This is a genomic window from Enterococcus pernyi (assembly GCF_045371165.1).
Lineage (GTDB): Bacteria > Bacillota > Bacilli > Lactobacillales > Enterococcaceae > Enterococcus_B > Enterococcus_B pernyi.
Genome location: NZ_JBIQDM010000004.1, coordinates 14,370 through 37,522 on the forward strand (window position 1 = coordinate 14,370; position 23,153 = coordinate 37,522).

The 23,153-nt window shown below is 37.7% G+C and carries 36 protein-coding genes and 1 pseudogene; 1 reads left to right on the forward strand and 36 read right to left on the reverse strand.

The features are described 5' to 3' along the window. Nucleotides 1-39 precede the first annotated feature (39 nt). From ACH0AK_RS06105 to ACH0AK_RS06260, 32 genes and pseudogenes are all read right to left on the reverse strand, one after another. Nucleotides 40-924, reverse strand: coding sequence for a hypothetical protein (locus ACH0AK_RS06105; protein ID WP_265262215.1), 885 nt, complete (start codon nucleotides 922-924; stop codon nucleotides 40-42). Between the two features lie 13 nt (nucleotides 925-937). Further along, a complete protein-coding gene (locus ACH0AK_RS06110) occupies nucleotides 938-1,501 on the reverse strand; it encodes a capsid assembly scaffolding protein Gp46 family protein (RefSeq protein ID WP_284592128.1) in 564 nt (187 codons plus the stop codon). A 301-nt stretch (nucleotides 1,502-1,802) separates the two neighbouring features. Then, complete coding sequence (locus ACH0AK_RS06115) at nucleotides 1,803-2,951, reverse strand: phage minor capsid protein (RefSeq protein ID WP_284592127.1); 1,149 nt, start codon at nucleotides 2,949-2,951, stop codon at nucleotides 1,803-1,805. Between the two features lie 4 nt (nucleotides 2,952-2,955). Beyond that, entirely contained in the window at nucleotides 2,956-4,494 is a 1,539-nt protein-coding gene (locus ACH0AK_RS06120; protein WP_438844318.1) for a phage portal protein, read from the reverse strand. A 14-nt stretch (nucleotides 4,495-4,508) separates the two neighbouring features. After that, on the reverse strand, nucleotides 4,509-5,804 hold the full coding sequence (locus ACH0AK_RS06125; protein WP_271526013.1) for a PBSX family phage terminase large subunit: 1,296 nt from the start codon (nucleotides 5,802-5,804) through the stop codon (nucleotides 4,509-4,511). Then, complete coding sequence (gene terS, locus ACH0AK_RS06130; protein WP_284592125.1) at nucleotides 5,779-6,666, reverse strand: phage terminase small subunit; 888 nt, start codon at nucleotides 6,664-6,666, stop codon at nucleotides 5,779-5,781. Before terS ends, ACH0AK_RS06125 begins: the two co-directional genes overlap by 26 nt. A 46-nt stretch (nucleotides 6,667-6,712) precedes the next feature. Further along, a complete protein-coding gene (locus ACH0AK_RS06135) occupies nucleotides 6,713-7,375 on the reverse strand; it encodes a hypothetical protein (RefSeq protein ID WP_081129468.1) in 663 nt (220 codons plus the stop codon). A 35-nt stretch (nucleotides 7,376-7,410) separates the two neighbouring features. Further along, nucleotides 7,411-7,617, reverse strand: a complete 207-nt coding sequence (locus ACH0AK_RS06140; RefSeq protein WP_271526009.1) for a hypothetical protein — start codon at nucleotides 7,615-7,617, stop codon at nucleotides 7,411-7,413. A 137-nt stretch (nucleotides 7,618-7,754) separates the two neighbouring features. Beyond that, on the reverse strand, nucleotides 7,755-9,026 hold the full coding sequence (locus ACH0AK_RS06145) for a site-specific DNA-methyltransferase (RefSeq protein ID WP_438770837.1): 1,272 nt from the start codon (nucleotides 9,024-9,026) through the stop codon (nucleotides 7,755-7,757). Further along, nucleotides 9,016-9,258, reverse strand: coding sequence for a hypothetical protein (locus ACH0AK_RS06150; RefSeq protein WP_271525986.1), 243 nt, complete (start codon nucleotides 9,256-9,258; stop codon nucleotides 9,016-9,018). The genes ACH0AK_RS06145 and ACH0AK_RS06150 overlap by 11 nt, the downstream gene beginning before the upstream one ends. Continuing rightward, nucleotides 9,258-9,437 carry a hypothetical protein gene (locus ACH0AK_RS06155; protein WP_071866029.1) on the reverse strand — a complete coding sequence of 60 codons (180 nt, stop codon included), beginning with the start codon at nucleotides 9,435-9,437 and terminating at the stop codon, nucleotides 9,258-9,260. Before ACH0AK_RS06155 ends, ACH0AK_RS06150 begins: the two co-directional genes overlap by 1 nt. 804 nt (nucleotides 9,438-10,241) lie before the next feature. Further along, nucleotides 10,242-10,424: a hypothetical protein gene (locus tag ACH0AK_RS06160; protein ID WP_023520218.1), complete on the reverse strand. Its 183-nt coding sequence runs from the start codon at nucleotides 10,422-10,424 to the stop codon at nucleotides 10,242-10,244. A gap of 530 nt (nucleotides 10,425-10,954) precedes the next feature. Next, nucleotides 10,955-11,371, reverse strand: coding sequence for an ArpU family phage packaging/lysis transcriptional regulator (locus ACH0AK_RS06165; protein ID WP_034687947.1), 417 nt, complete (start codon nucleotides 11,369-11,371; stop codon nucleotides 10,955-10,957). 746 nt (nucleotides 11,372-12,117) lie between these two features. Next, on the reverse strand, nucleotides 12,118-12,555 hold the full coding sequence (locus tag ACH0AK_RS06170; RefSeq protein ID WP_499796791.1) for a hypothetical protein: 438 nt from the start codon (nucleotides 12,553-12,555) through the stop codon (nucleotides 12,118-12,120). Continuing rightward, on the reverse strand, nucleotides 12,552-12,842 hold the full coding sequence (locus tag ACH0AK_RS06175) for a hypothetical protein (protein WP_499796792.1): 291 nt from the start codon (nucleotides 12,840-12,842) through the stop codon (nucleotides 12,552-12,554). Before ACH0AK_RS06175 ends, ACH0AK_RS06170 begins: the two co-directional genes overlap by 4 nt. After that, a complete protein-coding gene (locus ACH0AK_RS06180; protein ID WP_347082602.1) occupies nucleotides 12,832-13,374 on the reverse strand; it encodes a DUF1642 domain-containing protein in 543 nt (180 codons plus the stop codon). Before ACH0AK_RS06180 ends, ACH0AK_RS06175 begins: the two co-directional genes overlap by 11 nt. A gap of 15 nt (nucleotides 13,375-13,389) precedes the next feature. Continuing rightward, the gene (locus ACH0AK_RS06185; RefSeq protein ID WP_347082600.1) at nucleotides 13,390-13,722 is read right to left on the reverse strand and encodes a nucleoside triphosphate pyrophosphohydrolase family protein; all 333 of its coding nucleotides are present in this window, start codon (nucleotides 13,720-13,722) and stop codon (nucleotides 13,390-13,392) included. A 13-nt stretch (nucleotides 13,723-13,735) separates the two neighbouring features. Continuing rightward, nucleotides 13,736-14,830: a DNA (cytosine-5-)-methyltransferase gene (gene dcm / locus ACH0AK_RS06190; RefSeq protein ID WP_499796793.1), complete on the reverse strand. Its 1,095-nt coding sequence runs from the start codon at nucleotides 14,828-14,830 to the stop codon at nucleotides 13,736-13,738. Next, nucleotides 14,827-15,231, reverse strand: coding sequence for a YopX family protein (locus ACH0AK_RS06195; protein ID WP_499796794.1), 405 nt, complete (start codon nucleotides 15,229-15,231; stop codon nucleotides 14,827-14,829). Before ACH0AK_RS06195 ends, dcm begins: the two co-directional genes overlap by 4 nt. Next, the gene (locus ACH0AK_RS06200; RefSeq protein WP_260653152.1) at nucleotides 15,228-15,359 is read right to left on the reverse strand and encodes a hypothetical protein; all 132 of its coding nucleotides are present in this window, start codon (nucleotides 15,357-15,359) and stop codon (nucleotides 15,228-15,230) included. The genes ACH0AK_RS06195 and ACH0AK_RS06200 overlap by 4 nt, the downstream gene beginning before the upstream one ends. Beyond that, on the reverse strand, nucleotides 15,356-15,529 hold the full coding sequence (locus ACH0AK_RS06205) for a hypothetical protein (RefSeq protein ID WP_198508209.1): 174 nt from the start codon (nucleotides 15,527-15,529) through the stop codon (nucleotides 15,356-15,358). The genes ACH0AK_RS06200 and ACH0AK_RS06205 overlap by 4 nt, the downstream gene beginning before the upstream one ends. 12 nt (nucleotides 15,530-15,541) lie before the next feature. Then, a complete protein-coding gene (locus tag ACH0AK_RS06210) occupies nucleotides 15,542-15,928 on the reverse strand; it encodes a beta-sandwich lipoprotein (protein WP_034687964.1) in 387 nt (128 codons plus the stop codon). Further along, nucleotides 15,925-16,428 (reverse strand): hypothetical protein, encoded by a 504-nt coding sequence (locus tag ACH0AK_RS06215; RefSeq protein WP_185953858.1) that lies wholly within the window; start codon nucleotides 16,426-16,428, stop codon nucleotides 15,925-15,927. The genes ACH0AK_RS06210 and ACH0AK_RS06215 overlap by 4 nt, the downstream gene beginning before the upstream one ends. A gap of 25 nt (nucleotides 16,429-16,453) precedes the next feature. Beyond that, nucleotides 16,454-16,735 carry a hypothetical protein gene (locus tag ACH0AK_RS06220; RefSeq protein ID WP_271525988.1) on the reverse strand — a complete coding sequence of 94 codons (282 nt, stop codon included), beginning with the start codon at nucleotides 16,733-16,735 and terminating at the stop codon, nucleotides 16,454-16,456. After that, nucleotides 16,729-16,893, reverse strand: a complete 165-nt coding sequence (locus ACH0AK_RS06225; RefSeq protein ID WP_175401332.1) for a hypothetical protein — start codon at nucleotides 16,891-16,893, stop codon at nucleotides 16,729-16,731. Before ACH0AK_RS06225 ends, ACH0AK_RS06220 begins: the two co-directional genes overlap by 7 nt. 70 nt (nucleotides 16,894-16,963) lie before the next feature. Continuing rightward, nucleotides 16,964-17,818: pseudogene (locus ACH0AK_RS06230) on the reverse strand (phage replication protein O); the annotation flags it as partial. A gap of 17 nt (nucleotides 17,819-17,835) precedes the next feature. Then, complete coding sequence (locus tag ACH0AK_RS06235; RefSeq protein WP_161643697.1) at nucleotides 17,836-18,333, reverse strand: hypothetical protein; 498 nt, start codon at nucleotides 18,331-18,333, stop codon at nucleotides 17,836-17,838. A gap of 4 nt (nucleotides 18,334-18,337) precedes the next feature. Then, nucleotides 18,338-19,024: a putative HNHc nuclease gene (locus ACH0AK_RS06240; protein ID WP_271525990.1), complete on the reverse strand. Its 687-nt coding sequence runs from the start codon at nucleotides 19,022-19,024 to the stop codon at nucleotides 18,338-18,340. Nucleotides 19,025-19,029: 5 nt separating this feature from the next. Continuing rightward, nucleotides 19,030-19,704 carry a Sak single strand annealing protein gene (locus tag ACH0AK_RS06245; RefSeq protein WP_178946500.1) on the reverse strand — a complete coding sequence of 225 codons (675 nt, stop codon included), beginning with the start codon at nucleotides 19,702-19,704 and terminating at the stop codon, nucleotides 19,030-19,032. After that, entirely contained in the window at nucleotides 19,688-20,038 is a 351-nt protein-coding gene (locus ACH0AK_RS06250; protein ID WP_271525993.1) for a hypothetical protein, read from the reverse strand. The genes ACH0AK_RS06245 and ACH0AK_RS06250 overlap by 17 nt, the downstream gene beginning before the upstream one ends. Nucleotides 20,039-20,255: 217 nt before the next feature. Beyond that, nucleotides 20,256-20,381 carry a hypothetical protein gene (locus ACH0AK_RS06255; protein ID WP_499796795.1) on the reverse strand — a complete coding sequence of 42 codons (126 nt, stop codon included), beginning with the start codon at nucleotides 20,379-20,381 and terminating at the stop codon, nucleotides 20,256-20,258. A gap of 138 nt (nucleotides 20,382-20,519) precedes the next feature. Then, nucleotides 20,520-20,708, reverse strand: a complete 189-nt coding sequence (locus ACH0AK_RS06260; protein WP_010733950.1) for a hypothetical protein — start codon at nucleotides 20,706-20,708, stop codon at nucleotides 20,520-20,522. A gap of 188 nt (nucleotides 20,709-20,896) precedes the next feature. Between ACH0AK_RS06260 and ACH0AK_RS06265 the strand changes: the two genes are divergently transcribed. Next, nucleotides 20,897-21,166 (forward strand): hypothetical protein, encoded by a 270-nt coding sequence (locus ACH0AK_RS06265; protein ID WP_023520241.1) that lies wholly within the window; start codon nucleotides 20,897-20,899, stop codon nucleotides 21,164-21,166. Here the strand turns inward: ACH0AK_RS06265 and ACH0AK_RS06270 are convergent. Genes ACH0AK_RS06270 through ACH0AK_RS06285 form a run of 4 tightly spaced genes read right to left on the reverse strand, consistent with a single transcriptional unit; the run spans nucleotide 21,163 to nucleotide 22,882 of the window. Next, the gene (locus tag ACH0AK_RS06270; protein WP_096081726.1) at nucleotides 21,163-21,561 is read right to left on the reverse strand and encodes a hypothetical protein; all 399 of its coding nucleotides are present in this window, start codon (nucleotides 21,559-21,561) and stop codon (nucleotides 21,163-21,165) included. The genes ACH0AK_RS06265 and ACH0AK_RS06270 overlap by 4 nt on opposite strands. Nucleotides 21,562-21,572: 11 nt before the next feature. Beyond that, nucleotides 21,573-22,349, reverse strand: coding sequence for a phage antirepressor (locus tag ACH0AK_RS06275; RefSeq protein ID WP_096081727.1), 777 nt, complete (start codon nucleotides 22,347-22,349; stop codon nucleotides 21,573-21,575). Nucleotides 22,350-22,366: 17 nt separating this feature from the next. Next, entirely contained in the window at nucleotides 22,367-22,675 is a 309-nt protein-coding gene (locus ACH0AK_RS06280) for a DUF771 domain-containing protein (protein WP_096081728.1), read from the reverse strand. A gap of 3 nt (nucleotides 22,676-22,678) precedes the next feature. Next, the gene (locus ACH0AK_RS06285) at nucleotides 22,679-22,882 is read right to left on the reverse strand and encodes a hypothetical protein (RefSeq protein ID WP_096081729.1); all 204 of its coding nucleotides are present in this window, start codon (nucleotides 22,880-22,882) and stop codon (nucleotides 22,679-22,681) included. Nucleotides 22,883-23,153: the final 271 nt, after the last annotated feature.

Sequence of the window (23,153 nt, forward strand, 5' to 3'; positions counted from 1 at the left end):
TGCCTTTTACGCCAGATTTCCCCGGTTCTTCCGGGGGATCTACTTTGCTAAAGTAGAGGCAATAACAGCATTTTCTTGATGTTTCATTTTAAATAAGTCATGGTAAATGCGGTTTTGGTACAACCAACCGTCCCCTTGTCCTACTTGACCAGGTGCGAATAAATAAACACTCGCAAATTTTGCTTTCGCAATTACCGCCGGTTTCGCTACCAACAGATAATTCAGTTGTTTAGAATCTTCTTTAGGAACAAATCCCTCTGTAAAGTCAAAGGAATCATAGAAGCGTTCTTCTGCCCATACCTCTTTAATGCGTACACCATCAAGGCTCGTTACACGAGTTTCGATTTGTGTTCCAGCAGAATCAACGTTAATAGTTCGTGTAAAGTTAGGTGCTTGCTCTAGGCAATCCATTACTTGGGAAGATACGTAAAGAATCAAGTTCTGGGTACCGTAACGACGTGTTTTCAGAACAGCAGCTTTTAATACTTCAACAACATTTTCTTTAGTGATTTTTTCGTCCTGAGAAAGTCCATCTTTCTCAGCGTATGCTGCCAATTTTGAAAATCGATATGCATCCATTTCTGGTGTTGCGTTTTCCTCAGAAAAGACACGAGTGATATTTCCAGCTGATGCAGCCTGATTCGTTTCATCCACATCCGCTTTATCTACATAAAATTCAATATCTCGGTCAAAATCCAATGTATAAGGAACGTCTTCAACTGTGATCTTCCCGGAGTTAAACCCTTTTTTCTCACGATTATGATTTTGATACCCCGATGTTTTAATATGAGGGACACGGAACGTCTTCGCATCTAACCAATTCACTTCAGGCGTTTCTAACTCCACTGTTAGTGATTCTTGTTGCAAGGTTTGATCTAACTCTTTTTGCCATTTCTCTGCATAATTCTGAACTGTAACTGTCATTTAAAAATTCCTCCTATTTTCCTTTTAATCCCGCTAAAAACGGGTCTAACTGATCTGGGTTTCCCGATTGAGGATTCCCTCCACTGACAAACTGCTTTTTCTTTTTCTTTGAGGTTGTTTCTCCTAAAATCTCTTTCGCCAATTTAAATGATGCCTCTGCTTTTTCAGCGTCGCTGCAATCAATCAAATCAATGATCTTCAACGGCAGTCCCTCTTCTTGCGCTTTCTCCCGATATTCTAGACGAATTTCTTTTTTAGCTAGCTCTGCCTCTTTTTGAGCAAGTTTTTCTTGGGCTGCTTTTCCACTCTGATCCTGCTCCGAGGACTCTTTATCCTCAGCATCCTTAGAAATATTTTTCTCCCATTCCTGTTTCGCCTTCTCAACGGCTTTCTTGGTTTCTGCAGCAACCATTTTGCCAACATCATCACGAGAATACTTCTTAGGGAACGTTGCTTTTTCCTTAGTTTCTACTTCTTCCTCAGTTTGAGTTTGATCTTGCTCATCACTAGCGGAATCAGACTCTGGATCAGCAAAAAACTGTAAGTTCATCTTCATTGACTTAAAAAAATCTTTCATAGTGACCTCCTAGTGGTTACGCCACAACCCGATAAATTTAATGGTTACGCCATCACCCGATACAGCTTTCTCTTTAATGCCTGAAAACTAAAAGAAGGCAAAAAAAGCCTAGCAAGCTAGACTAAACAAACCTAAATCTTCGAACTCCCAAAATTCTTCTAATTCATTTTCATCCATTGCAACCTCCTTCAAGTATCCGGCGGTTTCTTCTCATATTTCATTGCAAGGCCAATTTGATAAAATGCAAGTAAGATTTCAGATAAGCTCAATTTACTTTAATCCTCCACCATACTTCCTCCTTCTATGAATACACTTGCTCTCTCGAATAATCCCGACGTAACAATTGATCATGCTCATTGATAAAAGTACGCAGTGCTGCTTGACGTCGTCTGACCAGTCGTTTGAAGTGCAGAACATCTTCTTTGTTGTCCATTGTCGTTGCTGCGTTCAATTGCCGCTTAGCACGTCGAATAGCGACTTCCATGCGGCGCTGTTTTGCAACTAAGTCCGCATTGTCAATCGCTTGTTTTGGATCATACTGCTTCATATGAATATCAAGATCCTCATCATAGATTTGGATGTACAATCGATGTCGACAATTTATACCTTGGGTTCCGTCAGGCTCACCGTATCCATAATCATAGATCGATGAAATATGACGTAATTCTTCCGGCGCATCCTCTTTACGGACAAGCAAGACCCATCCGCCTTGGATATGGGCACAGTGTGGTCGTGCAGCCATATGGCTACTCATTAGCGCTGTGACAATTCCATGCTCTAACCCTCGCTTAAGTCGTAGATCCTGATAAACTCGATGAGTTGTGCTTTTCAAAACCATCCGAACGTAGCGCTCAAGGCTCCATTCACGTCCTGATTTGTCGACAAAGGTCGTCATCACCCCTTTTTCCACCATCGCATAGATCGATTCTCTAAGCGCCTGTTGTGGCGTTTTAGTGCCGCCAATGATTTTGGCTACAGTACCGTTTAAAACTTGTTGATACATTTTAGCCAGTGGATTATTCGGATAATTAGTGTCGATCAGCGTTTGATTGACATGATTGTCGAGATCTCGCCATTGCTGATTAAGATACGACTCCATCACATTGTCAATCTCAGTTCGTGATGGCGGTTCTTTTCCAGTTTGTTGAGATAAGTTTTTGTCAAGATCTGAAATGACTTCAAACCCCATATCCACGATGATTTTACGTAGCTGATCATAAGAATACTGACTTGTTTCATTGACCAATTGCTGCAAAGATTGTTGATTCAATAAATTTAATTGCTGCATCTTTTCAATTTTCCAACGAAAAGCGTTGTCCTCATTCAAAGGCGTTCGAGTTGGCATTTTCAAATGCTTAACAAGCATCCTCATGATCTCATCTTCCATCGCCATATAAGCATCTTGAATGTAAGAAGCCTCAATATCTAACTGGTTAGGTGTAATGGCCATTCAATCACTCCTCGAAGTCTTCGTATCCAGAATCTCGTATTTTACCAGTAGTCTCATCAACTACATCTAATTGCGCTTGTCGGTAAAGATCTTTTGCCTTACTTTCAGGTAACTTCATTATTTTGGCTAAAGTTAACCATCCGGGAATCAGCCCATCGTTTTTCAGTTCACGATAATAATCAGATTCTGACTTTTTATCTAAGAAGATGCCATCATCAAAATTCACACCTATCTCTTCACGATTTGGAGATTCACCACTAAATAGTGGTTTCCCATCAACTTCTGTGGCTCGACCTAGCTCACACAGCGCTAGCACAACATCCCGAATGAATTCCTCTAATTCGGTTGTTTGTTGGTTCCTTGATTGATACGTTTGCGAGTTCTCGCTGATTACCTCAGTTGCCGTCTTATTCGTCGTACGTACCCCGGCACCATCGAAAACGAACGTACCAGTCGACAGCCCCACTTCCATTTCTAGAAGTCGCAAGCGATGATTAATTGCTCCGATGTATTGTTCTGTTCGAATATCATGAGTTAAATCAGTAATTTTAAATTCATCAGGGTCCGTACCAGGAACAATGACATAGAAGTCATCATCTGTATCAAAGGTTAATTTCGTTTCGCCTGTTCCCTTGTCAGAAATTCCACTTAGCATAGATTCCGGAAAGGCCGCTCTTCTCTTACCCACGTCAATTTCATGATCGAACGCATCAAGTGCTTTGTTTAATCGATCAAGCGTTCGTTTACAGTTATCGTACACACCAACACCAAGTGGGGAGTATGGGTTGATATTATTAAAACCAGCTGTCTTGAAATAAGAGAAGATTGGACGTTCAATTTCTTCACCATGAACAGCCACCTCAAACTCTTCGTACTGCTTTAATGTGTTTAAAGATACTTGCATCCCCAACACATTAGATTTTTCACTTTCGTATAGTTCCATAGAGACCCAATACTCACCATCGATCCACTCATGGAATTCTAACAAGGTATAATAGAACGTTTTGTTCCCTTGGGTTTTGATCGTTTTAAATGCCATTGCACACTGACTGATCTTATTTGTACTGCTTTCCAATGGAAAGAAAGCATCCGGGAGCGCCCATGAAAATTCCACTTGTCCTGATTGATCATTGAAATAAGGTCGCACAACTAAGCCACCAAGAGCCATTGCTGGTTCAAGATACTTACTGAGATTACGCTTGAAGTCATTATGTTGAAACACAGACTCTATCCAAGCGCTAGCTTCATCATATTTTTTTGATTTATCGTCTTTTCCGATCGTGATTTCTGCCTGTTCATTGAACATTACCTTCGCATATTCAGAAGCAACCTTGCGGGCCATATTGATATTCGCCTTTGCCCTCTGATCAGAATTACAATGGGTGTACCCTTGATAATAGAGCAAGCTGTTTTGAATACGATCATATTCTTCACGACTCATTTGAATCTTTGGATGATCTAAAATACTTTGTAGCTCTTTTTTCGCTCCTATCGCAACCGCCCCCTTTCCAAAAACTCTTTTTATTGCTTGCCAAAATGACACTTGATCACCTCCTGCTAAAGAACATAGCGTTTCGTAAAGTAATTAATCGCATAACGACATTCGTCTAATGCATGGTTGTTTTTATCCACTGGGTAGCCAGAATCATTCCGAACGTACATTCCTAATTCTTTGATGAAATGATAGTGACCATACTTGCCATCATGATCGTAAAGAAAAAAGCGTCCTTTTGAAAAGGCGCTTTGCGTTCGTTCAATCCCTACTTCAATTTTAGTGCCATTGCTGGTTACTTTGTCTTTTGAGTTGTTATCTGCTTTTGTTGTGACGATTCCTAACACACGTAATTCCTCACTCAATGACTTACAGGCTGGATCGACAAAGAATTTTGAAGGTTTAGGCAGCCATGACCACTCTTTATAACACCATTCTTTAAACTGCTTAATTTCCTTGGCATACTCACTCATCGCTTTCGTGACACCCGTGTCGGCACCACTATGGTAGAAGTTAGCCATTCGATAGAGATAATACTTTCCGTCTTTCCATGTAACGAGATTTAAGGAACAGGTAGTTGCATCACTTTGTCCGCCGTCTGCACTAAAGAATGCTTCTACAGGCTTGCCGATGATTTCCTTCGACAGATGAGTATCTTCGTTAAACATTGAATAGATCACACCTTCAGGCATCACACGGTCACCTAGCCAATCTCGTTTGTAAAGATACTCGGAGACTTTACATTCCGCTTCCCATTCTTTTAAAGCTTGTTTCGTTAAAATAGGATTATCTTGTGGTCGCCAATGACGAAACTTAAAAGACCCAGTTTCTATAAAGGGTTTAAGCGTTTCTAGGTTCGGATGATTTGGTGCTGGTGGATTCTGTTCAGCGAGGTGATAACGAAAGCTAGAAGCTTTAGTCCGACGAAAAGCCTCTTCTATGACAGCTTTGTTAAGCAGGTTGAATTCTAAAAAAGTGACCGTTCCAAATGACATCCCAGTGATGGCGCCAACAGCGTTCACCTTACCTCCGCCTTTATAATAGATCCTCTTTTCTCCTGAAGGAAGATTTATCCATAGGTGATCTCCGTGCTCATCATGTCTTATTTCAGCGCAGCTGGCAAAGATATGTTCGAGTCCAAATCCTTCGCAATCCATAAACATTCGATAAGCTTGTTCTTGGTTATAAGCGAGTACAAGATGATTGGTATCAGGATGGCCAGCGTAGATCAGCGCCATCTTTTGTGCATCTGACATCGTTTTTCCCGAACGAATCGTTCCCTCGTTCAATTCCATCCGAATTCCCTTGAGCGATTGGAAAATATTCTCTTGTTGCTTAGTCGATAGTTTCAACCGGCTCATCTGCATCACTCTCCTCATCTTTCTTTATTGGGCCAATAAGCGATTGACCGATATCGATAAGGCCCTGTACTTTATTTTGCTCACCTTGTTTCAGAATAAGTTTAGAGACTTTATGTTCGAGAATATCCGCTTCAAAGGCTAGCTTCCGTTTCTGCTCTTCCATTAATACAACTTTTCCTCCTAATAGAGATAATTCATTTAGTTGTTTAATCGATTTTGTCAACTGGTTACTAATCCGAGTTAGCGAATCTTCAATTGAAAGAATATCATCAATTTTACGGTATACTTTTCTACTTACTTGGATATCTTGCATTGCTTCACGTTTGATTTCTAGCTTTTTGCCATCTTTTTCTATGGGAGTTTTTATTTTTCTTAGCTGTTGTAGTCGCTCAACTTCTTCCTCATTTAGCCCTTCTTCGGCTTTTTTGATTCTTTTCATCATTCGTAGCTGCCGAATCTTCAGTAACCGTATTTCTTCAGACAAAACAAAAGAAGGATCATCATCTAAACTTGAATAGATGTCCTTCTCATCATCACTTAACGTATTAAAAAATATTGTTTCGTACTCGCCAGTTTTCAAAGCGTTCTTATTGCCTACTGGCGGTGATGCTCGGCTATTACCTTTATTTCCCTTTGCATTCTGATTACCAAAAGGAGCGCCTCCTTGATTAGTAACGTTACCTTTCACATTGGTAACATTACCTTTCAATTCAGCGCTCCATTTATCTAGTGATTTCCATTTTCTAACTTGTGAATCTGAAACATTTAATTCTGATGCAATTTCCCTTAATTGCTTTTCTCCGTTGGATTCCAACCAAATTCTTTTGGCTTCATCACGTCTTGGATCACGTTTTCTTGCCATTCAATACACACCACCTCACATTCTGTTTAGGTTGAGTTTTGTTTTTCTAATCTCCTTTTTTTGCTCTATCCCATTCAGTTTTTAGATATTCACGAAAAATATTACGTATACTAGTAATTGAATTATCAATCAAACCTCTCATTTCACTAGCGTAAGTTTTATCAGTTTTTGGCAAATGCAAATTGTAGAAACCTGGTCTCGCTTCTCTTGCCTCTATATCTTTTATAATATCTACAGAATCTGATAACTCTTTCTCAATAGCCTTATGCTCGTCTTTTTTGCTGAAATGAAGTAATATTTTTTCTGCAGTTAAAATAGATTCTTGTATACAAATCATTAATTCCTCTTCTTTTTTTAATTGTTTTATTTTTAACTCCTTTTGTCTATTAATATAAGTTGGTTCTTGATTCATTTTCTTCTCTAAACCACTTAATTCCTCTTCAATATCTTGCATTCTGCTAACCAATATTTTAATATCGAACAGATAAGATAAATATTTACTAACTAAGTTTCGTACCTCGGTTATCCATTCTATTCTTGCTTTTGCTTTTAAATTAGCATCTATTTGTTGCTGAGCAATTTCTTTTTGAATTTTACTATTTTTACTTGAACTTCTATAAGCTAAACATGCAGCTATAAAACTAGCTAAAGTTGCTAAACTTGACCACATAAAATTACCATTATGATCAAATAAGATATTTAAAACCATCTTATGTCCTCCAATATTTTTAGTTTAATTATCCTCTAACTATCAATATCTTTCAACATGAGATCAGCTTCAATTAATATCTTTAAATCGGAAACTTTATCTAACTTGATTTGTCCTGATTGGAGATTTTTCAACCATTTCCCCAAAGCGACACGAATGATCTTTTTATATTCATCAATAGACTCTGCTTTCTCCATCGCTTTTTCAATCTCATAATCTAAATCAAAGTTTTCGTTTTCCATTGTGTAAGCACCCCGCATTTGTTAGAATGCTAAAAGACACAGAACTGTCTAGAAAGCACGCGCGTGTGGTTTCTGTGTCTTCGGGGGCTTACGGTCCTTGTTGAAGTAGTCGAGTGTTAGCGCACTCGGCTTCTTTTTTATTCTGAAACTAAAATTGCTTCGTTGCCTGTTGCTCGTTCCCATCTCTCAATAATTACATCACAAAATAGAGGATCTAATTCGAGAGTATAACAAACACGATCTAACTGGTCACAGGTCATTAATGTGCTACCAGACCCGCCAAACAAATCTAAAACGATATCCTGTCTTTTAGAACTATTTTTTACTGGTATAGCAATTAATGATAGTGGCTTTTGTGTCGGGTGATAATATGCATTCACATCATCTTTGGGAACTCTCCAAATGGTTGCTGGTAAATCTTCTAGTAAGTCGTCTTGCCAAACCGTTGTCTGTTTCCTATCTCCGTACCACGTAGGTGCATATCTTTCCTTATATGCATAAAAAACTGGTTCATGTTGCCAACGATACTGACTCCAACCAAACGTTGCATTGTTTTTAACCCAAATACACTGTGAACGAACTACAATACCTGCAGCATTCATGCTATTTTCAAATTCTCGTTGATAAGAAGATCCATGAAAGACATAAATTGCTGAGTTATCTTCCATAGAATCAGCATAGTTTTGGAATACAGACATTAAAAATTGATCAAACTCTTCATCACTCATATCGTCATTCATAATTTTATCTCGACCAGATTCGTTTAATTCTTTATTATCAGATTTCACCGCTACATTATATGGTGGGTCAGTGACAACTAAATTTGCCTTTTTACCTTGTAGCAATCTTTCGACGTCGCTCGCTTTCGTAGCATCGCCACATAATAAATAATGCTTACCCAGCTTCCATAGTTGACCATATTTAGTTCTAGGATCAGAATGATTTTCTATAAATTCATTCACTTCGAATCCATCTTCTATTACAGGCTTTTCGGTATCTTCTTTATACTCAAACGCAGTAAGTAATTCTTCTACTTCTTCCGATTCAAACCCTGTTAAAACAATGGTTTCATTTTCTAATTCTTTCAACAAAACAGAAAGCTTTTCATCATCCCAACGACCAGTAATCTTATTGAGAGCCACATTAAGAGCTTTTTCCTTATCAAGTGGTAAATCAACGACAGATGCCTCTATCTCTTCGCATAGGCCCAAATCTTTAGCCACAGCAACCCGTTGATGACCGCCTACGAGATTTCCTGTTCGTTTGTTAAAAATAGGTGGATCAACAAAGCCGAATTCCAAAATGGACTGTTTTAACTTCTCGTATTCGGCCATACCAGGTTCTAACTTAATTCTTGGATTATAATCAGCAGGCTTTAAGTCCTGTAACTTCATTACTTCAATTTGCATTTGTATCCCTCGAATTCTTGTTAATATTTTCTTCAATATGTGATTCATTAAAGTAGCCATATCCACAGTATCGAAGATTATATTTGTCAATTTCTTTCGGTGTCGCTTCTCTGCTCATTTCTACAATGGAGTATTTCTTTTTGATCTGAACTGACTGGACGACTCTAACTAGATCACCTTCATTCGGCTGTGGATACCTATTAGATAGTGATACGTACCAGTAGTTTCTCATCACGTGGCCTTCTCTCTATCTGAGATCAAATCATTGTAAAGAGCAGTAGCTCGTTCCTTTCCAACACGTAATCTACGTTGAATAGTTCCAATCGTAAATACTTGACCTTGACCAACTTCTTCAAAGCCCTTCTTTAATTGTTTCATTTCCTCAAAATCTTTATCAGTGTATTGTTTCATGAGTTCATTCCTCCTTAAGACAAAATAAAAAAGACCTCTCAACGAACGATCTTATGTAACTACACAGAGAAGTGTGTTTGATTTTCTTATAAATGGGCAATAATGATTTCACTAGACATTAATGCTCGTTTTTTGTAAACTGTTTTTTACTATAGTCATTTGCCTATACTAGCGGAAACTAGTATAGGCTTTTTTGATATAATTTGATTATTGGCCTCTGACGCATCTTGGATTAGCGTGTAATCTTTCTCCAAATTATTTGCCTCGTTTTCATAATTCCCTCCTAAGATATTGGTAGCAAGACTCTGTAACATCCAAGTTTATCTCATACATTCTAAGTGACAGACTTGTGTAAACAGTCCTCCCTAGACAATACACTTTGATCAAATGTTGTAAAAAAATGTAGCTTGTATTGCTTACGAGTCTTTACCTTGTCCCTTCTAATCATTCATCTGATTTAACTTTTTCATGACTTTTTATCCTTTCGCTGTATAATAGAGTAAAAAAGAGAGGTAAGTAAAATGCCTTACTATGTGATCAAAAAGAAAAAGTTAAAAATATCGAATAATCGATTCGTCATTCACGAATGCACTTGCCATCGTATTAAACAAAAAGATGAAATCACTGCTATCGGGTATCATACAGAACATAATGATGCTCTTCTCTCTATTAGCTTAAAAAGACCCTCAGACGAATTTTTATTTTGTAGCTTTTGTTGCAAAACTCGAATTATAAGTAAATAGGCCCTACAATCTGCCAGATTTGATACCGGCAAATTTTTTTCTCAAAACAAAAAGCTATCCTTTATAGGACAGCTTCTCTAATATCTTTTAACTTAACTACAGCTACCTTATTGCTGTCGTCCACTAACTCGACGACTGCTGTTCTTTCTAAAATATTACGAATTTTGATTTTATAAAGTTCTTTTTCTCCGACTACTTTAGCCATGTAGATGCCATCTTTTTTCAATTCACTAGTTTCTAACATAAATCGTTTCACCTCTGAGAACATTTTCCATACAGGATAAACAATTTTTGATAATTAGTAAAGCATGTTCATATTGTAGATACAAACAAATCCAACAACCTTACACAAGCCTGACAACCGCTTCTCTTCCCTACCACAGCCTCAGTTGCTATTGTTATGGGTCAGATACTTATTACACTGACCAGTGTTAAATAAGTCCTCCCAAAGTCACTGGAGTGGGATTGCACTACACACAAGAACCTACTAGGTTCTCACGAGGTTATTCACATTGACCGTTGCGTCTCCTACTTCCGCCACAGCGACATAATAAGAATAGACAGCAACATATGAACTATCCGCAGGAGCTGAACCCCACATCCTTTAGTTTATTTGCTGCTGTCTATCGAAGCTTAATTACAACGATGAGGGAGACTTCCTCCCTTCAAATTGTTTTTTTCGATGTCCTGTTTCCTAATCTATCGACAATATCATATTAACACGCTTTTTCGTCCAAAAACCCTACAATATCCCTACAAAAACCCTACAAAAAATTACCGATACTTTATCAATGAACCTTTTTTATACGCTTCTGCAAATTCGATTAATGCATTGGACTTTAGCTTTTCTACGTTTTTCTCTCCATACCCCTGTATTAGTTGTCCTATTTCATAATTAGAGTGCTTATTAACATCGCAAAAACTATAATAGAGTATTTGACGACTGATAAGACTCAAGCTCATCAATGCTACTAAAATCGCATCTCTTTCTGCTTCTAGGTCCATCATTTGAATAAGCGCATCTTCTGTTTTGTTGCCGTGTTTCGGCGATCTAGGCATGTCGGTTATAATCGGCGACTTAATGTCTATCAATGAACGACCTGCCATTCGTTCCAACCGTCGGAAGTTTTTCAACACATCTCTCGCATTACATCTTGTCTGCCTAAAGTCTACATCTCTTAGTAATTGCATTAAGTCAAACCGCTCCTTTTTGTGATATAATAAACTTGGCGAATTTATTAAATCAGTCGGAGCGATCCGGCTTTTTTTGCTTGCAACTCTTCTCAAAGTTTTATTTGAAATATTTTCCTGTTTTATCCTTATAATTTCATTCTTCTAAAAAAGGAAAATGCTATTATCGTTATTGTGGGGAAACAAGAGTGAGTTGTTTGATACATTTGAGTATGCTTTTGTTTTTGATTCCTTTTTTTATTTTTAATGTTATTTTCCTATTCTTCCATAATTGGAAAAAATATGACATCATACTTCTTCTATCTTCTTTACCTTCGATTTTCTTTATCTTAAAAATTGTATATCATTCATTATCAGATCCTATTTACTTGTTCAATTTCTATTTAATAGGTTTAATAATCACATCTATCTTCTACATAATTGTTCTTTTATTCATTTATAGAAGAAAGTGATTTGCCAACCGAAAGTGTTGGCTTTTTTTGTTATCCACAGTATCCACAGGTTTATCCACAATATATTGTAGGAACATACTTTCGCATACTATATATTGTATTTATCATAGAATTTCCATATCCACTCATCCCGCTTCCTCCTGTTTAGGTCGTTGCTCATTTCCTTGAACTTTAGTGCCTCGATATTTGATTGCGCAATCTGCGTGCTGGATCCTCCAATGTCCGTTTTTCCTCTCGAAATGTCCTTTACCACGATCAACGAAGCCGCCACATCGATAGCAATAGCCCGGGTATTTATTTCTCATTGACGGCCTCCTGTTCTAATCCCCATTGAGCGAATGCTGCTAGGACTTCGAATTGCTGATCATCTGTTAACTCCAGCAAAGGATCCCGTAATTCATCAAGATGCCCCCATGCTGCATTGTTCATCATCCAAAATACAACTTGCATTGGCTTTCCTGTTGGTGCAGTTAGTTTCAACCATTCCAATACGACTTTCTGGTTGCCGTTGAGTTGGACATTAGAAGCTAATAGTTCGTCCGCAAGATTATTAGCAAAATTATAAGATGCCTCAAAACGTGTAATATATTTATCAGCTATATCAGTCATTTTACAAATCCATTCAGGCTCTGACGTAACTCTTTCTATATCATCCGTATCTGAATAGATTCTGTTTGCGACTTTTTCTATAAAAGCTTTATCTTGTTCTAATTCTTTAGTTAATTCACTCATTCTTCTACCACCTCATACATTTTTTTAAATACATCTGGTTTATATATATGGAAGTTCCCAAACTCATCTTTTACAATGTAATCTTTATTAGTAAGTTGTTTTATTCCATCGCCTGTGGAAACACAAGGTATTCTTTCGCTTCTATTTTTTTCACGCCAAGTTTCATCAATGAAATTACGTTCGCCACTAAAACCACCGATGAAATCATGACACTCTTTCCAATTTTTCGAATAACTAGAGTTGAACTGCACTGCTTCTACAATTGCTGGTCTCTTTTTATATTCCATGTTTCTCCGCCACCTCTTCCACCGGCACAGCAAACGACCAATATCTTTCATCAATTGCTTTGATTTCTGATTCAGTGAACTTCATATCGTCGAAATCATTATTATCGGCTAGTTCAACTTCATCACCACTCTTCATTAAATAAGCCCCTTCAATATCTGGAATCATCATTTCTGGTAACACGATTATTTTCGGTAAATAAACATAATACAACGGCTCTTTCTCGACCTCGTAGCCAGATAACCATGCTTGAGCGAATGTTTCTTGATTATCATCGATCCATCTATCCGCTTTACTGTATTCAACCCCATAGAGAATCCATGGCTTAAAAGAGTCTCTTAGACTATCGCCTTTCTTTTTAGCGTATTCTATCCACTCCGCCACAAACTCCGGCACTACTGGCTTCTGCGGTTCATCTAGTGCATTCAGTAACTCCACAGCGTAATCCCTCATACCGATATGTCCAGCTAGAAACTCCTCTGGTCCAATAGCAGAACGATCTGATATTTTACGTTTAATTTCCTTGATATTCATCGCTGTTCCTCCTTGTTAAAACTTCTTTCCACCATGCTTATACTCTCTACTTTTATTAAACTCATGTTTTCGTTCAATGATCTCTTGTAGATCAATTTCATATCTTTCACACATATCCATGATCCGAATAACCACATCTGCAAGTTCTGACGGTACACCTTCAAGTTTTCCGTTTTCGCCCATGTATGTTTCATTTAAGTCATGACCATTTCGAGACTCTTCTAGCGCTTCTGATAACTCTGAATGACATAAAGCAATTAATGTTCCGAATTCTCTTTCTTCCTCCCACCATCCGTGATTCACTGCGTTCTCGTGTATTTCTTTTTGCAATTGTTTAATTGTCTTCATTGTTGTTCTCCCTTCACAATCTCTTTGCTATATCTGCAATCACTGGCACCGTCACACTGTTACCAGCTTGCTTATAAAGTTGACTATCGCTGTTTACTTCTTTTGCTCGATCAAATGCCCAATCTGGGAATCCTTGTAATCTCCAACACTCACGTGGTGTAAGTTTACGAATTCGATAGTTTTCTGTAACAACTGCTTGTTCTTCACCAGTTAGTAGTGTATTCGCTATTCCTTTACCCACACGTCCACGCCTAGTTTCTGAGTTGGGATGAGAGATGTTCACGCTGTCTCCTGGTAAAGCTGTTGCATATCCTTTTGTAGTTGCTTCTCTGACTAGGATTCCATGTCGATCTTGAGCTGTAAGAGTAAACATCTCTTCTCCATCTTCTTTAAAACGTCTGCCGTTTTGCCTTTTTTCTATGCGATCAGGCGTAAGCACTGGTATTGCTACTTGTTTCTGCTGTTTACTTTCAATAACGTACGACCCGACTCCTGCTGCTTCTCCATATCTTGCTGTGATTGTATTGACTGAACTTTGTTGTCTTTGTAACTCAACAAGCGATTGGTCATCTCTCTCGAAAGGAAATACTTTTCTGACACGTTCTCCTCTAAGATGTCCGATAATGAATACTCGCTCCCTGTTTTGCGGAACATAAGCCGCTGAGTTAATACAATCCCATTCCACATCATACCCGAGTTCATCCAAGGCTCTGAGGATCGTCTCGAACGTAGCCCCTCCTTCGTGATTAAGGAGTCCTTTGACGTTCTCAAGGAATAGATAGCGTGGTCTGAGAATAGATGCGAACCTTGCAATTTCAAAGAAGAGAGTTCCTCGAGTATCTTCGAAACCTTTCCGCTTTCCTGCAATGCTGAAAGCTTGGCACGGAAATCCGCCACAGATAATGTCGATATGTCCGAGTCCTCGAACAAACTCATCTGATACTGTTGTGATGTCATGCATTTCCACCTCTCCTTCTGTATCATGTATCGCTTTGTAACTAGCTCTTGCGAATTTATCGATCTCGCAGAAGCCTACGCATTCATGTCCAGCGTAGTCCATACCTAATCGAAATCCGCCGATACCTGCAAATAAGTCTAAAAATCTCATTTCTTCACTTCTTCCAACAACTCTGAATTCTGGTATAAATTTCCGACGACCTTTACATAAGGCTTTAGCCTAGCTAATAATAAACTTCCGGCACACCATGTTAAGTCGAGTTGATCCCATCCAACTACATAATTGCCTTCGATTTCTATTCCTACACCTCTATCTTCTTTTCTTTGAAAGGGATGATTTTCGACCGCTACAATATCCCCATCAAAAATCTCTACACCGTTCTTATCTTTCAGTCCTGTGGATTGCATGAGTATGGTATCGACTTCAAAGCTGTACCAATCACCTCTACCGTTTTCTATGGATAAATAGCCTATATTATCGCTAAAATCTATTAATTCAACTTCATGCATTGACTTGTTTTTCTTATCCCATGCTCGAAACTTCGGTGTCATTTGCTGTCCTCCATACTCTCAAAAATAACAATAGCCTTTTCTATGCCTTTTCGTTCTTCGCCAGTAGCGCATGCGTATAGATAGCTTCTTAATCGACGAATGGCTGTACTGATCGATATTCGTTTCATTTGCTGTCCCCTTTCTGTAACTTACCATAAATGGAACATCTACGACGAATTGCTTTTACTCTGCGTTCATTTTCGAGCGTAGGTTGTATTTTATATGCTCTTTTTGCACCCTTTAGCTGATTTCGAGCACCTCTTAATGCATCTGAATATAATTCTTTTGGTGCATCCATTTATTGTCCCTCCTACTTATTTTCTGTCATGGTGAAAGGTACAATGCTCTCAGGCATATAGTTGACTTCATATTTGTATTGGTTCACTTCAGCGCCAGCGAGATCTTCTATCACGTACATATTGAACTGCGTCATATTGATTAAATGCTTTTTGTAAACTCCTTCTTCCGTTTCGACTAGTATCTCAAGCTTTTCAGAATTACTAGTGTTTACCGAGATTCTTCCAATAACCTCAAATTCTACTGTGTTAGATAATGTGTTCATAACAGCGACACGACGAATTACATTGAAGTTATCTGCTTCTTGGCTTACGTTATGAGACACTTTCGTAGCTTGACGACATGCCGATAAACTAAAAACCATACCTATAGTCACAATTAACATTATTAGTTTTTTCATTTTTCTTCCTCCAAGTATTTGAATGTTCGTTTCTTAACGTCTGTCGTTTCCCTTTTTGCATACGTATATATCGTGCTTGGCTTCAATCCTAGCTCCCGACCGATATCTTCACATAATCCCTGAACTAAGATTTTTCCATCGTGATATACGGCGATTCTTTTCCTTTTTTGATTTCTTTTTATATACTGATTTTTTTCTTTATCTGGAATATTTTGTTCACGCCACTTGGCCCAAACCGAACCACCAACGCCAAGTGCTTCTTTAATGGCTTTGACAGTGTAACCAGTTTTTCGTAGTCTCTTATAATCTTCATAGGTGAATGTTTCAAAATTCATCTTTTGCAGAGGGTGTGAGTCGTCCATTGTGTCATAATCAATGAAGCCTCGTATCACCTGAACCTTCTTAAGCTCTTCGTCTGTTAGATCCTCAACGGATCGACCTCTCATTATCTGCATCATCTTTTTTCGATATAAACGTTTTTCTTGCTTAGATAAACTCATTTGATCCTCCTTCGATTGTGCATACCTATTCAAACTGTCTGGTGATACGCTCAAGCGCCTTTTTATACTCGATAATACTTTTTATCACGTGACCTTCTCTCAGCACGTAGTCACGCTGTATGGCTCTTAAACACATAGTCAGTGTTTGATAGTAACCAATAAAGGAAGTCGATTCTTCCTGCTCACCTTTAGTATTTTCGGTATATTGGATCTTTTCAGACTCATCACGTACGACACGTGAGAGAACAATATTTTTGCAATCGCTTGTAGTTGCGATCCGATAGTCCTCTATTCGCATATCTAACATTCATTCTGCGCCTCCTTTAATATTTTTAGTACGTGTGCTAGTGCGCTCTCACGTCCCGTATGGAACGCATTGAGCCACTCATCGTCATAAGCTAAACTTCGTCTTAACTCTTCGACACGCATCATTTCAAGTTGTGCAATAAAGTGGTTAACAGTCATCTTCTTTTTCCTCTTGAGCTTTCTGTGCCAAATATGCTTTGAAACGTGCATCGATTTCTGCTTTTTGTTGTGGATCAAGTTCTTTTTCTTCTTGAGGCTTATCAACCCAATCAGGAAGCTTCTCTCGTCTTATATTCTTTTGATAGCCAGATTTAGGTTGCTTATTTTTTTCTTTCTCTGATTTAATTTGAAATTTAAGCTTCTCAAACTGTTCCCGTAGCTTCTTAGCGCTTCTTATATTTCCAAACCAAAACTCATTTGTTGGCAACCAGTCGATCACATACTCAATAGCTTCGATACTTAATTTGTCTTGTTTTTCCATTAGCCTAATTATGTCAGCCCATTTGCTTATATCGACTTTATCCATTTCCTTCGGGAAATCATTGGTCAAATTATTTTGTAACTTTTGAGAAAGACGTAAGTGTTCGTCAGAATACTTACAAGGTGTTACATCTTTTATCTTTTTACTATCCTTACCTAACCTAACCTTACCTAACCTAACCTGTGTCTCCAAACTGTATCCATCGTGTATACATGATGGATACACATCTTCGGAAGGTTGTTCCGTAGAGGTTTCAGAAGGTTCTGATAAGTTTTCAACAAAGGTATAAGCATTCGTTTCTTTGACAGCTATCTGGGCTTTTTCATCTTGATATAAAGTAGGCTTATATCTGTCTTTTTGAATATAGTTGTGTATTTTCCAATGCTTAATTACGATCACGCCACTCTCGAAAACTAAGATGAATCTTTTTGCCATAAGCAGTTTTAAATCATCATCGCCACAACCAACCATACGTTGAATTTTTTTAGGATTATTGATAAATCCGTCGTCATCTGCACGCATTGATAGATGAAAATATAATGCCTGTGTTGATAAAGGCATATCTAGAAATGCATCAGAATCAATAATCGTCTTTGCGAACATTCTTCTTTCAGCCATTCTTATCCCCCTATTGATGCAAAAGGGACACTCCAAAAATAATCTTCATATTCTTTACCAAGATCTTTAGTTATTTCCCCTTTGATAATTTCAATTTCTTGTGTAAACTCCATGCCTCTTTCAAATGCAAAGATTTTAATATCTAATTGATGTTTCTTAGACATTTCTAAAAAGCCACTAGGCTCAACTGACCAAGCTTGCTTGAAGCCGGTAATTTCAACATTTCCAATCTCATTTTCCAAATAAAATTGTATTTCTGTAGATTCTATAAAAGCTCTTCGAGTATTCTTAATATAAAAACCGTCCTTGCAACTCATCGAAAATTCCCATTCATCCCTTTTGATCGAAACTTCATGTTGCCCTTGTTTTAAAATCGCATTTCCTTCTTCATTTTTTTCGAAAATCGGATATACATTTCCTGTCACATATTCTTTTAAACAGTTGATCACATTCTCTTGAGTTCCTCTGATTTTTAGTGTACCTTCAGCCCAGTTTGGCATGTGCCTAGCCTCCAATTTTTAGTCGTTTAATCGTTTCTTCGTTCAATTTAATACCGATGACTTGATACTTGTTCTTAAAATTAGTTACACCGATTTGATGTTTTTCTGTGTGGTGTATTCTGCAAAGTCCTGCGTAAGTGTATTCTGAATGATCAATTTTCTTACGTTTCCGTCTACCCAACGCTTTATCGAAGTGATCAATATCCGCTCCTGTTCTTCCACAGATACAACAGACTCTTTTGGTAATACATTTGTAGAAGTAGTATTCTTGATTCGCTGGTAAAATCTCATAACCTTCTTTGAATGGAATATGATGTTCAAAGATGAAATCTAAGATGATATTTGCTAGGATGTTTGCGTCACTTACGGTTGTATCCGATTCGTCCTTGAGGCTTATTTTTCGCCCTGTGACACCTTCAAAACGAGAGTAGAAGAATTCCTTCCAGAAATCTGTTGGCGTGCCTGTATCAATGAAGATATCGCCTATGAGCGCATAGATGAAGTTTCTTTGCTGGGCTGTGAAGCGACGTGGATCGATGAAACGTACTTCAATGATCCGATCACCTTCATAGCCTTCGTACATCGTTTTAAGTCGTTCAATGTTTACTTCTTCGTTGATTGTTGCGGCAATGTCTTTTCCTTTGAACTTTCTAAGAACTGCTGAATAGGAATCGATTAATGAATTAAACACTTATTTCACTTCTTCTTACTTAATTCATTTCGTTTTTTAGCAATTGCTCTTTCCATCAATCCGCATTGTTCATAAGTTAAATCCTCAAGAGCATTTACTTTCTCAGCAATTAGATTCCGTTTAACAGTCTGTTCGTTAACAAATTCGATTAATGTAGGCACCATGTCTTCGCCCATTTCTCCATTAAAGTTATTAATTATTTCTTCAAGCATATTCAATTTTTTTGTATCAATTTTTGGTGGAGCTGGAATATCTTCCCCTTGATAAACGTGTAATCCTAACCCATGGAGAGCTAAAGCTTTAACAAAACAACGCTTAACCGAGTTATTAATCTGACTTGCATCCGGTTTAGCAATTGGCTTATTGTTGTAATCTGTCACCGGGAAAAGTTCTGTCTCAGTCCTGCCTCTTAGCGTGACAGACACAGATACATAAGTTCCTGTTTCATCTGTCAAATAAGGTTTGTACTCTTCAACCAGAAAGTCTTGGTGCGTTCCTGAAACTACTCTGTAATGTTTATACTCGTTTATGGTTACTGTTGCCTCTGGATCGTCCTTTTTCATCATCTCCCACGCTCGTGCCCATGACAGATAATCAAACTTGCCCTTCTTCTTTAGAGACTTATTGAGTTTTCTACTAAATAGCTTTTCAAAATTTGTAGTTTCATTCGTTTCGCTCATCGAATACCGCCTCCAGATCAGCAATGTATTTTTTCCCTTGCCCGTAGTATGAGATATCGATCAAATTTCCTCTCTCATACTCTTCTAGCGCATCAATCAAGCCATCTTCGATAACGTAGATATATTCTGGTTTATTTGAATGTTTTGATAGATGGATAAGATAGATATGATCCCAAAGACTCACAAAGTTACCCAGATCATCTTGATCACATGCTAGTTCTTCATCCGTCAAAAGATTTCGTCTAATTTTTCGGTTATTTGTTTCTTTAATATTCATTTGTCCCCAATCGGGGTCAGTCAAATATTGATCTAGAGTGGAAAGTTCTTTTTTCATGTGTTAACATCTCCTTAGATGTATTTTCTTTAGTGACTCGATGCTTGCCGGCTGAGTCACTTTTTTTGTATTTTTTCTCCACACTTTGGACAATATGGTCCATCCCATGGATGACACTGTTGTAGTAACTTATTGTTAAGGCGTAATGTATGACGACAATCCGGACAATAAAAAACATGTCTATAAAATAGATACTCTTTTATTTTTTGTCTTAGTTTCATTTGATCTCCTGCCATTTCTTTTGTTTATTGATCACCTGTTGACTTAAGAAAGTTGACTTATTGTCACGCCACCATCTATCAGCAATCACCTTTCCTTTTTTCAAAGCTTCTTTTCGATCCATACGTTCTCCTTTCCTTCGAATCTATTAGGTTTATCAAAACCATTAAACTTGCGAAAATACTCCCTCCCACTACGCTGTAGTGCGCTACTAGTACGAGTAAACCTAAAATGACTCCGATAAAAAGCGTGTCTGTCTTTTTCATAGTCTTATCTCCCTATTTTTAATTTCTAACTTGCGTAAATCTTCAAGCTCATTCGCAATCAGCTCTGCTTGTCTATCTGAAAGCTCATCGGCTTTTCTGAGTGCTGCACGATCATCCTGTAATTCTTTTCTACGTAGCCTTATAAGATTGAGAATTTGGTGTTCTTGTTGTACTGTGTATGCCATCAAATTACCTCCTATATATCCGTATTCAGTGTCGAAAATTCGCAATTCTATCTACGACATCAAATTTGATTCCTCCTCATCCCTGCTTGTGCAGGTTCTCGTTATTGTTGTGCCTATGAGATTCTTCTTTTTGGTATAATTTAATTATCAGCACTGCAATGCTGAAATAATCGAAAGGAGAATACTAATTGAAAAAATATATAATAAGCTTTCGTTATCTTGAAGTCGCTGACCCAGAGCTAGCTATCAAGATTCGCGCAAAGATTGAGTCTTTGTCACCCGATACATGGATTCACGTTTTGGAAAATCAATTGTTAGTTCAATCTGAAAAAAATATTGAAGAAATATACTCGTATCTATCATCAGAGCTAAAAAATGTACGACTTTCAATTGCACAATTTGATAAGATTTTCATAAACGATGGTTTTATGAGTGAACTTGAATCCCGTAACTACTAGAATCTCGCTCGCCTAACATAATCTTCGTACAGAGCGATGTATTCTTTTTTTGAAATTGGCGGCCTTTCAAAAGTCATTCCTGAAAAAATAGATGACTGTTCATCAGAATCTGTTACTTTTTCAACATTCAATTCATGATGCTCCTTACTGCCTCTAATAGTAGGGAGCGTTTTTACTATTTCTTCTGCAAACTCTAGCTTTTCAACTAATTCCTTTGCATCTTTCAATTGCTCTATGGTTAATTGGATTTTTTCACTAGTTAGGCAAACAACAGCATCATCCTCGTTTATGACAGTTGAACCCAAATCTCTTGCAGCATTTAGAAACATCTCAGCGCCTTCCATCATCGTTTCCCACACTTGCCATTTTTTCTCTAATTTTTTATTGATTTTCATTCTGTTACCTCCTATGCGAGTTGTTTTTGTTCGATTAAAGGAAGTATTCCGTTATCCTTCAAAAGTTGATAGATAAAAATATGACCTTGTTGTGTCCACTTAGTACTAGGTTTCAAATTCTCGCTACCTTGTACTGGGATCATCTCGGTATGTGTGTAGCCCTTGTCTTGGTGTTTGCGATAAAGTAACCAAGCATTACCTTGACGGTACTGAACACCTAAATCATGCAATAGATTGTTCATCTTGGTTGCGCTCATGCCGTAATTTTTAGCTATGATACTGATTGTCATAAGGCTTTTGTTTTTTAAAATGTTGTCATAGTACTCCGCTTTGGGTTGTAACTCATTTACCCGTTGTTCAGCGACTAATCGTAAAGCACGTTCCTCTTTAAGTTTGGTTGCTACTCCGATAAGTAAATCTGGGTTATTTAGCAACTCATCTGTTGCATAAATACCGTGTTTACGGATTGCTGGTAGGACTTCGCTTGTCACCCAGCGTTTGAACTTTTTTGCTGACGGCAAGTTGCTACCAAAAATCAAATCATAAACTCCACTTTCGTTTATTAAAGTTGGATACTGGTTCCTTCCTAATTTATCTTTAAAAGATGGGGTGGTGTTTTGGCACCCTATGATTTTGTCTTCATTTTCAACGTGTTGTTTTAAAGCGTTATTCGAATCTTTAAACCCTAACGCTGTTGCAACATCTTTCCCTACAAAGTATGGTTCATCATTTGCTAAAACCGTTCGAACCTCGTTTTGTTCGAAATTAAAAATTTGTGGTTGATTCATTGTGTTGCCTCCATTCTCTAATAATCTGGTAAATCATCAAATAATCGTTTTAAAAACGGGCGGATATTCTCGGCATCGAAAAGCCATTTACCATCTGTGTCTTTTTTAGCTAACTTGTTTTTCCGAACATATGGGTCATCGACGATGTACTCCATTATCCATGCTCGTTTACGACGAGTAATTTTTTCCATGTCAGCAATAGTTAAAAACTGTGGTCGTAGATAATGCTCAAACAGTTCTCTAAGGTATGCGTCTGCATATTCTTTCCAGTACGCGTCATCAACCTGAATATCCACCGTCACTGACTGTCTTTGTTGCTGAAACATAGATTACGCCCCCTTTACTATTGCAATCTGTAAATCGTTGGCGATTGTACGTTTGTATGCCTGGGCTTTAGGGCCTTTTTGAACACCTTCTACAATTTGCTTGGCGTATGTCGGTGAAGTTCCGATTAATTCTCCTAGGTATTTCCAGGTTTTATCTTGACGTTTCATTTGAATCAGGACCATTTCATGAAAATCTTCAATGACCATAACGTCACCTCATTTCTCATATATTTAAGCTAGGAATATAGCTAGAAATTAAACTAATCGTTGACATTTAACTAATAAATATATTAGTATATAGGTATAGCTAAATAAGACTTTAAAAAGCCATAAATCAATATTTCTAAGTTTGCCGACCTCGAAAATTTGAATTTTATTGGTTCTCTTTAGTTTTGTTTCTAGCTAAATAACTAGCTTATGAATGAAGTATACTAATATTTTCATTAGTTGTCAACTAATAACTAATGAAAATATTAGT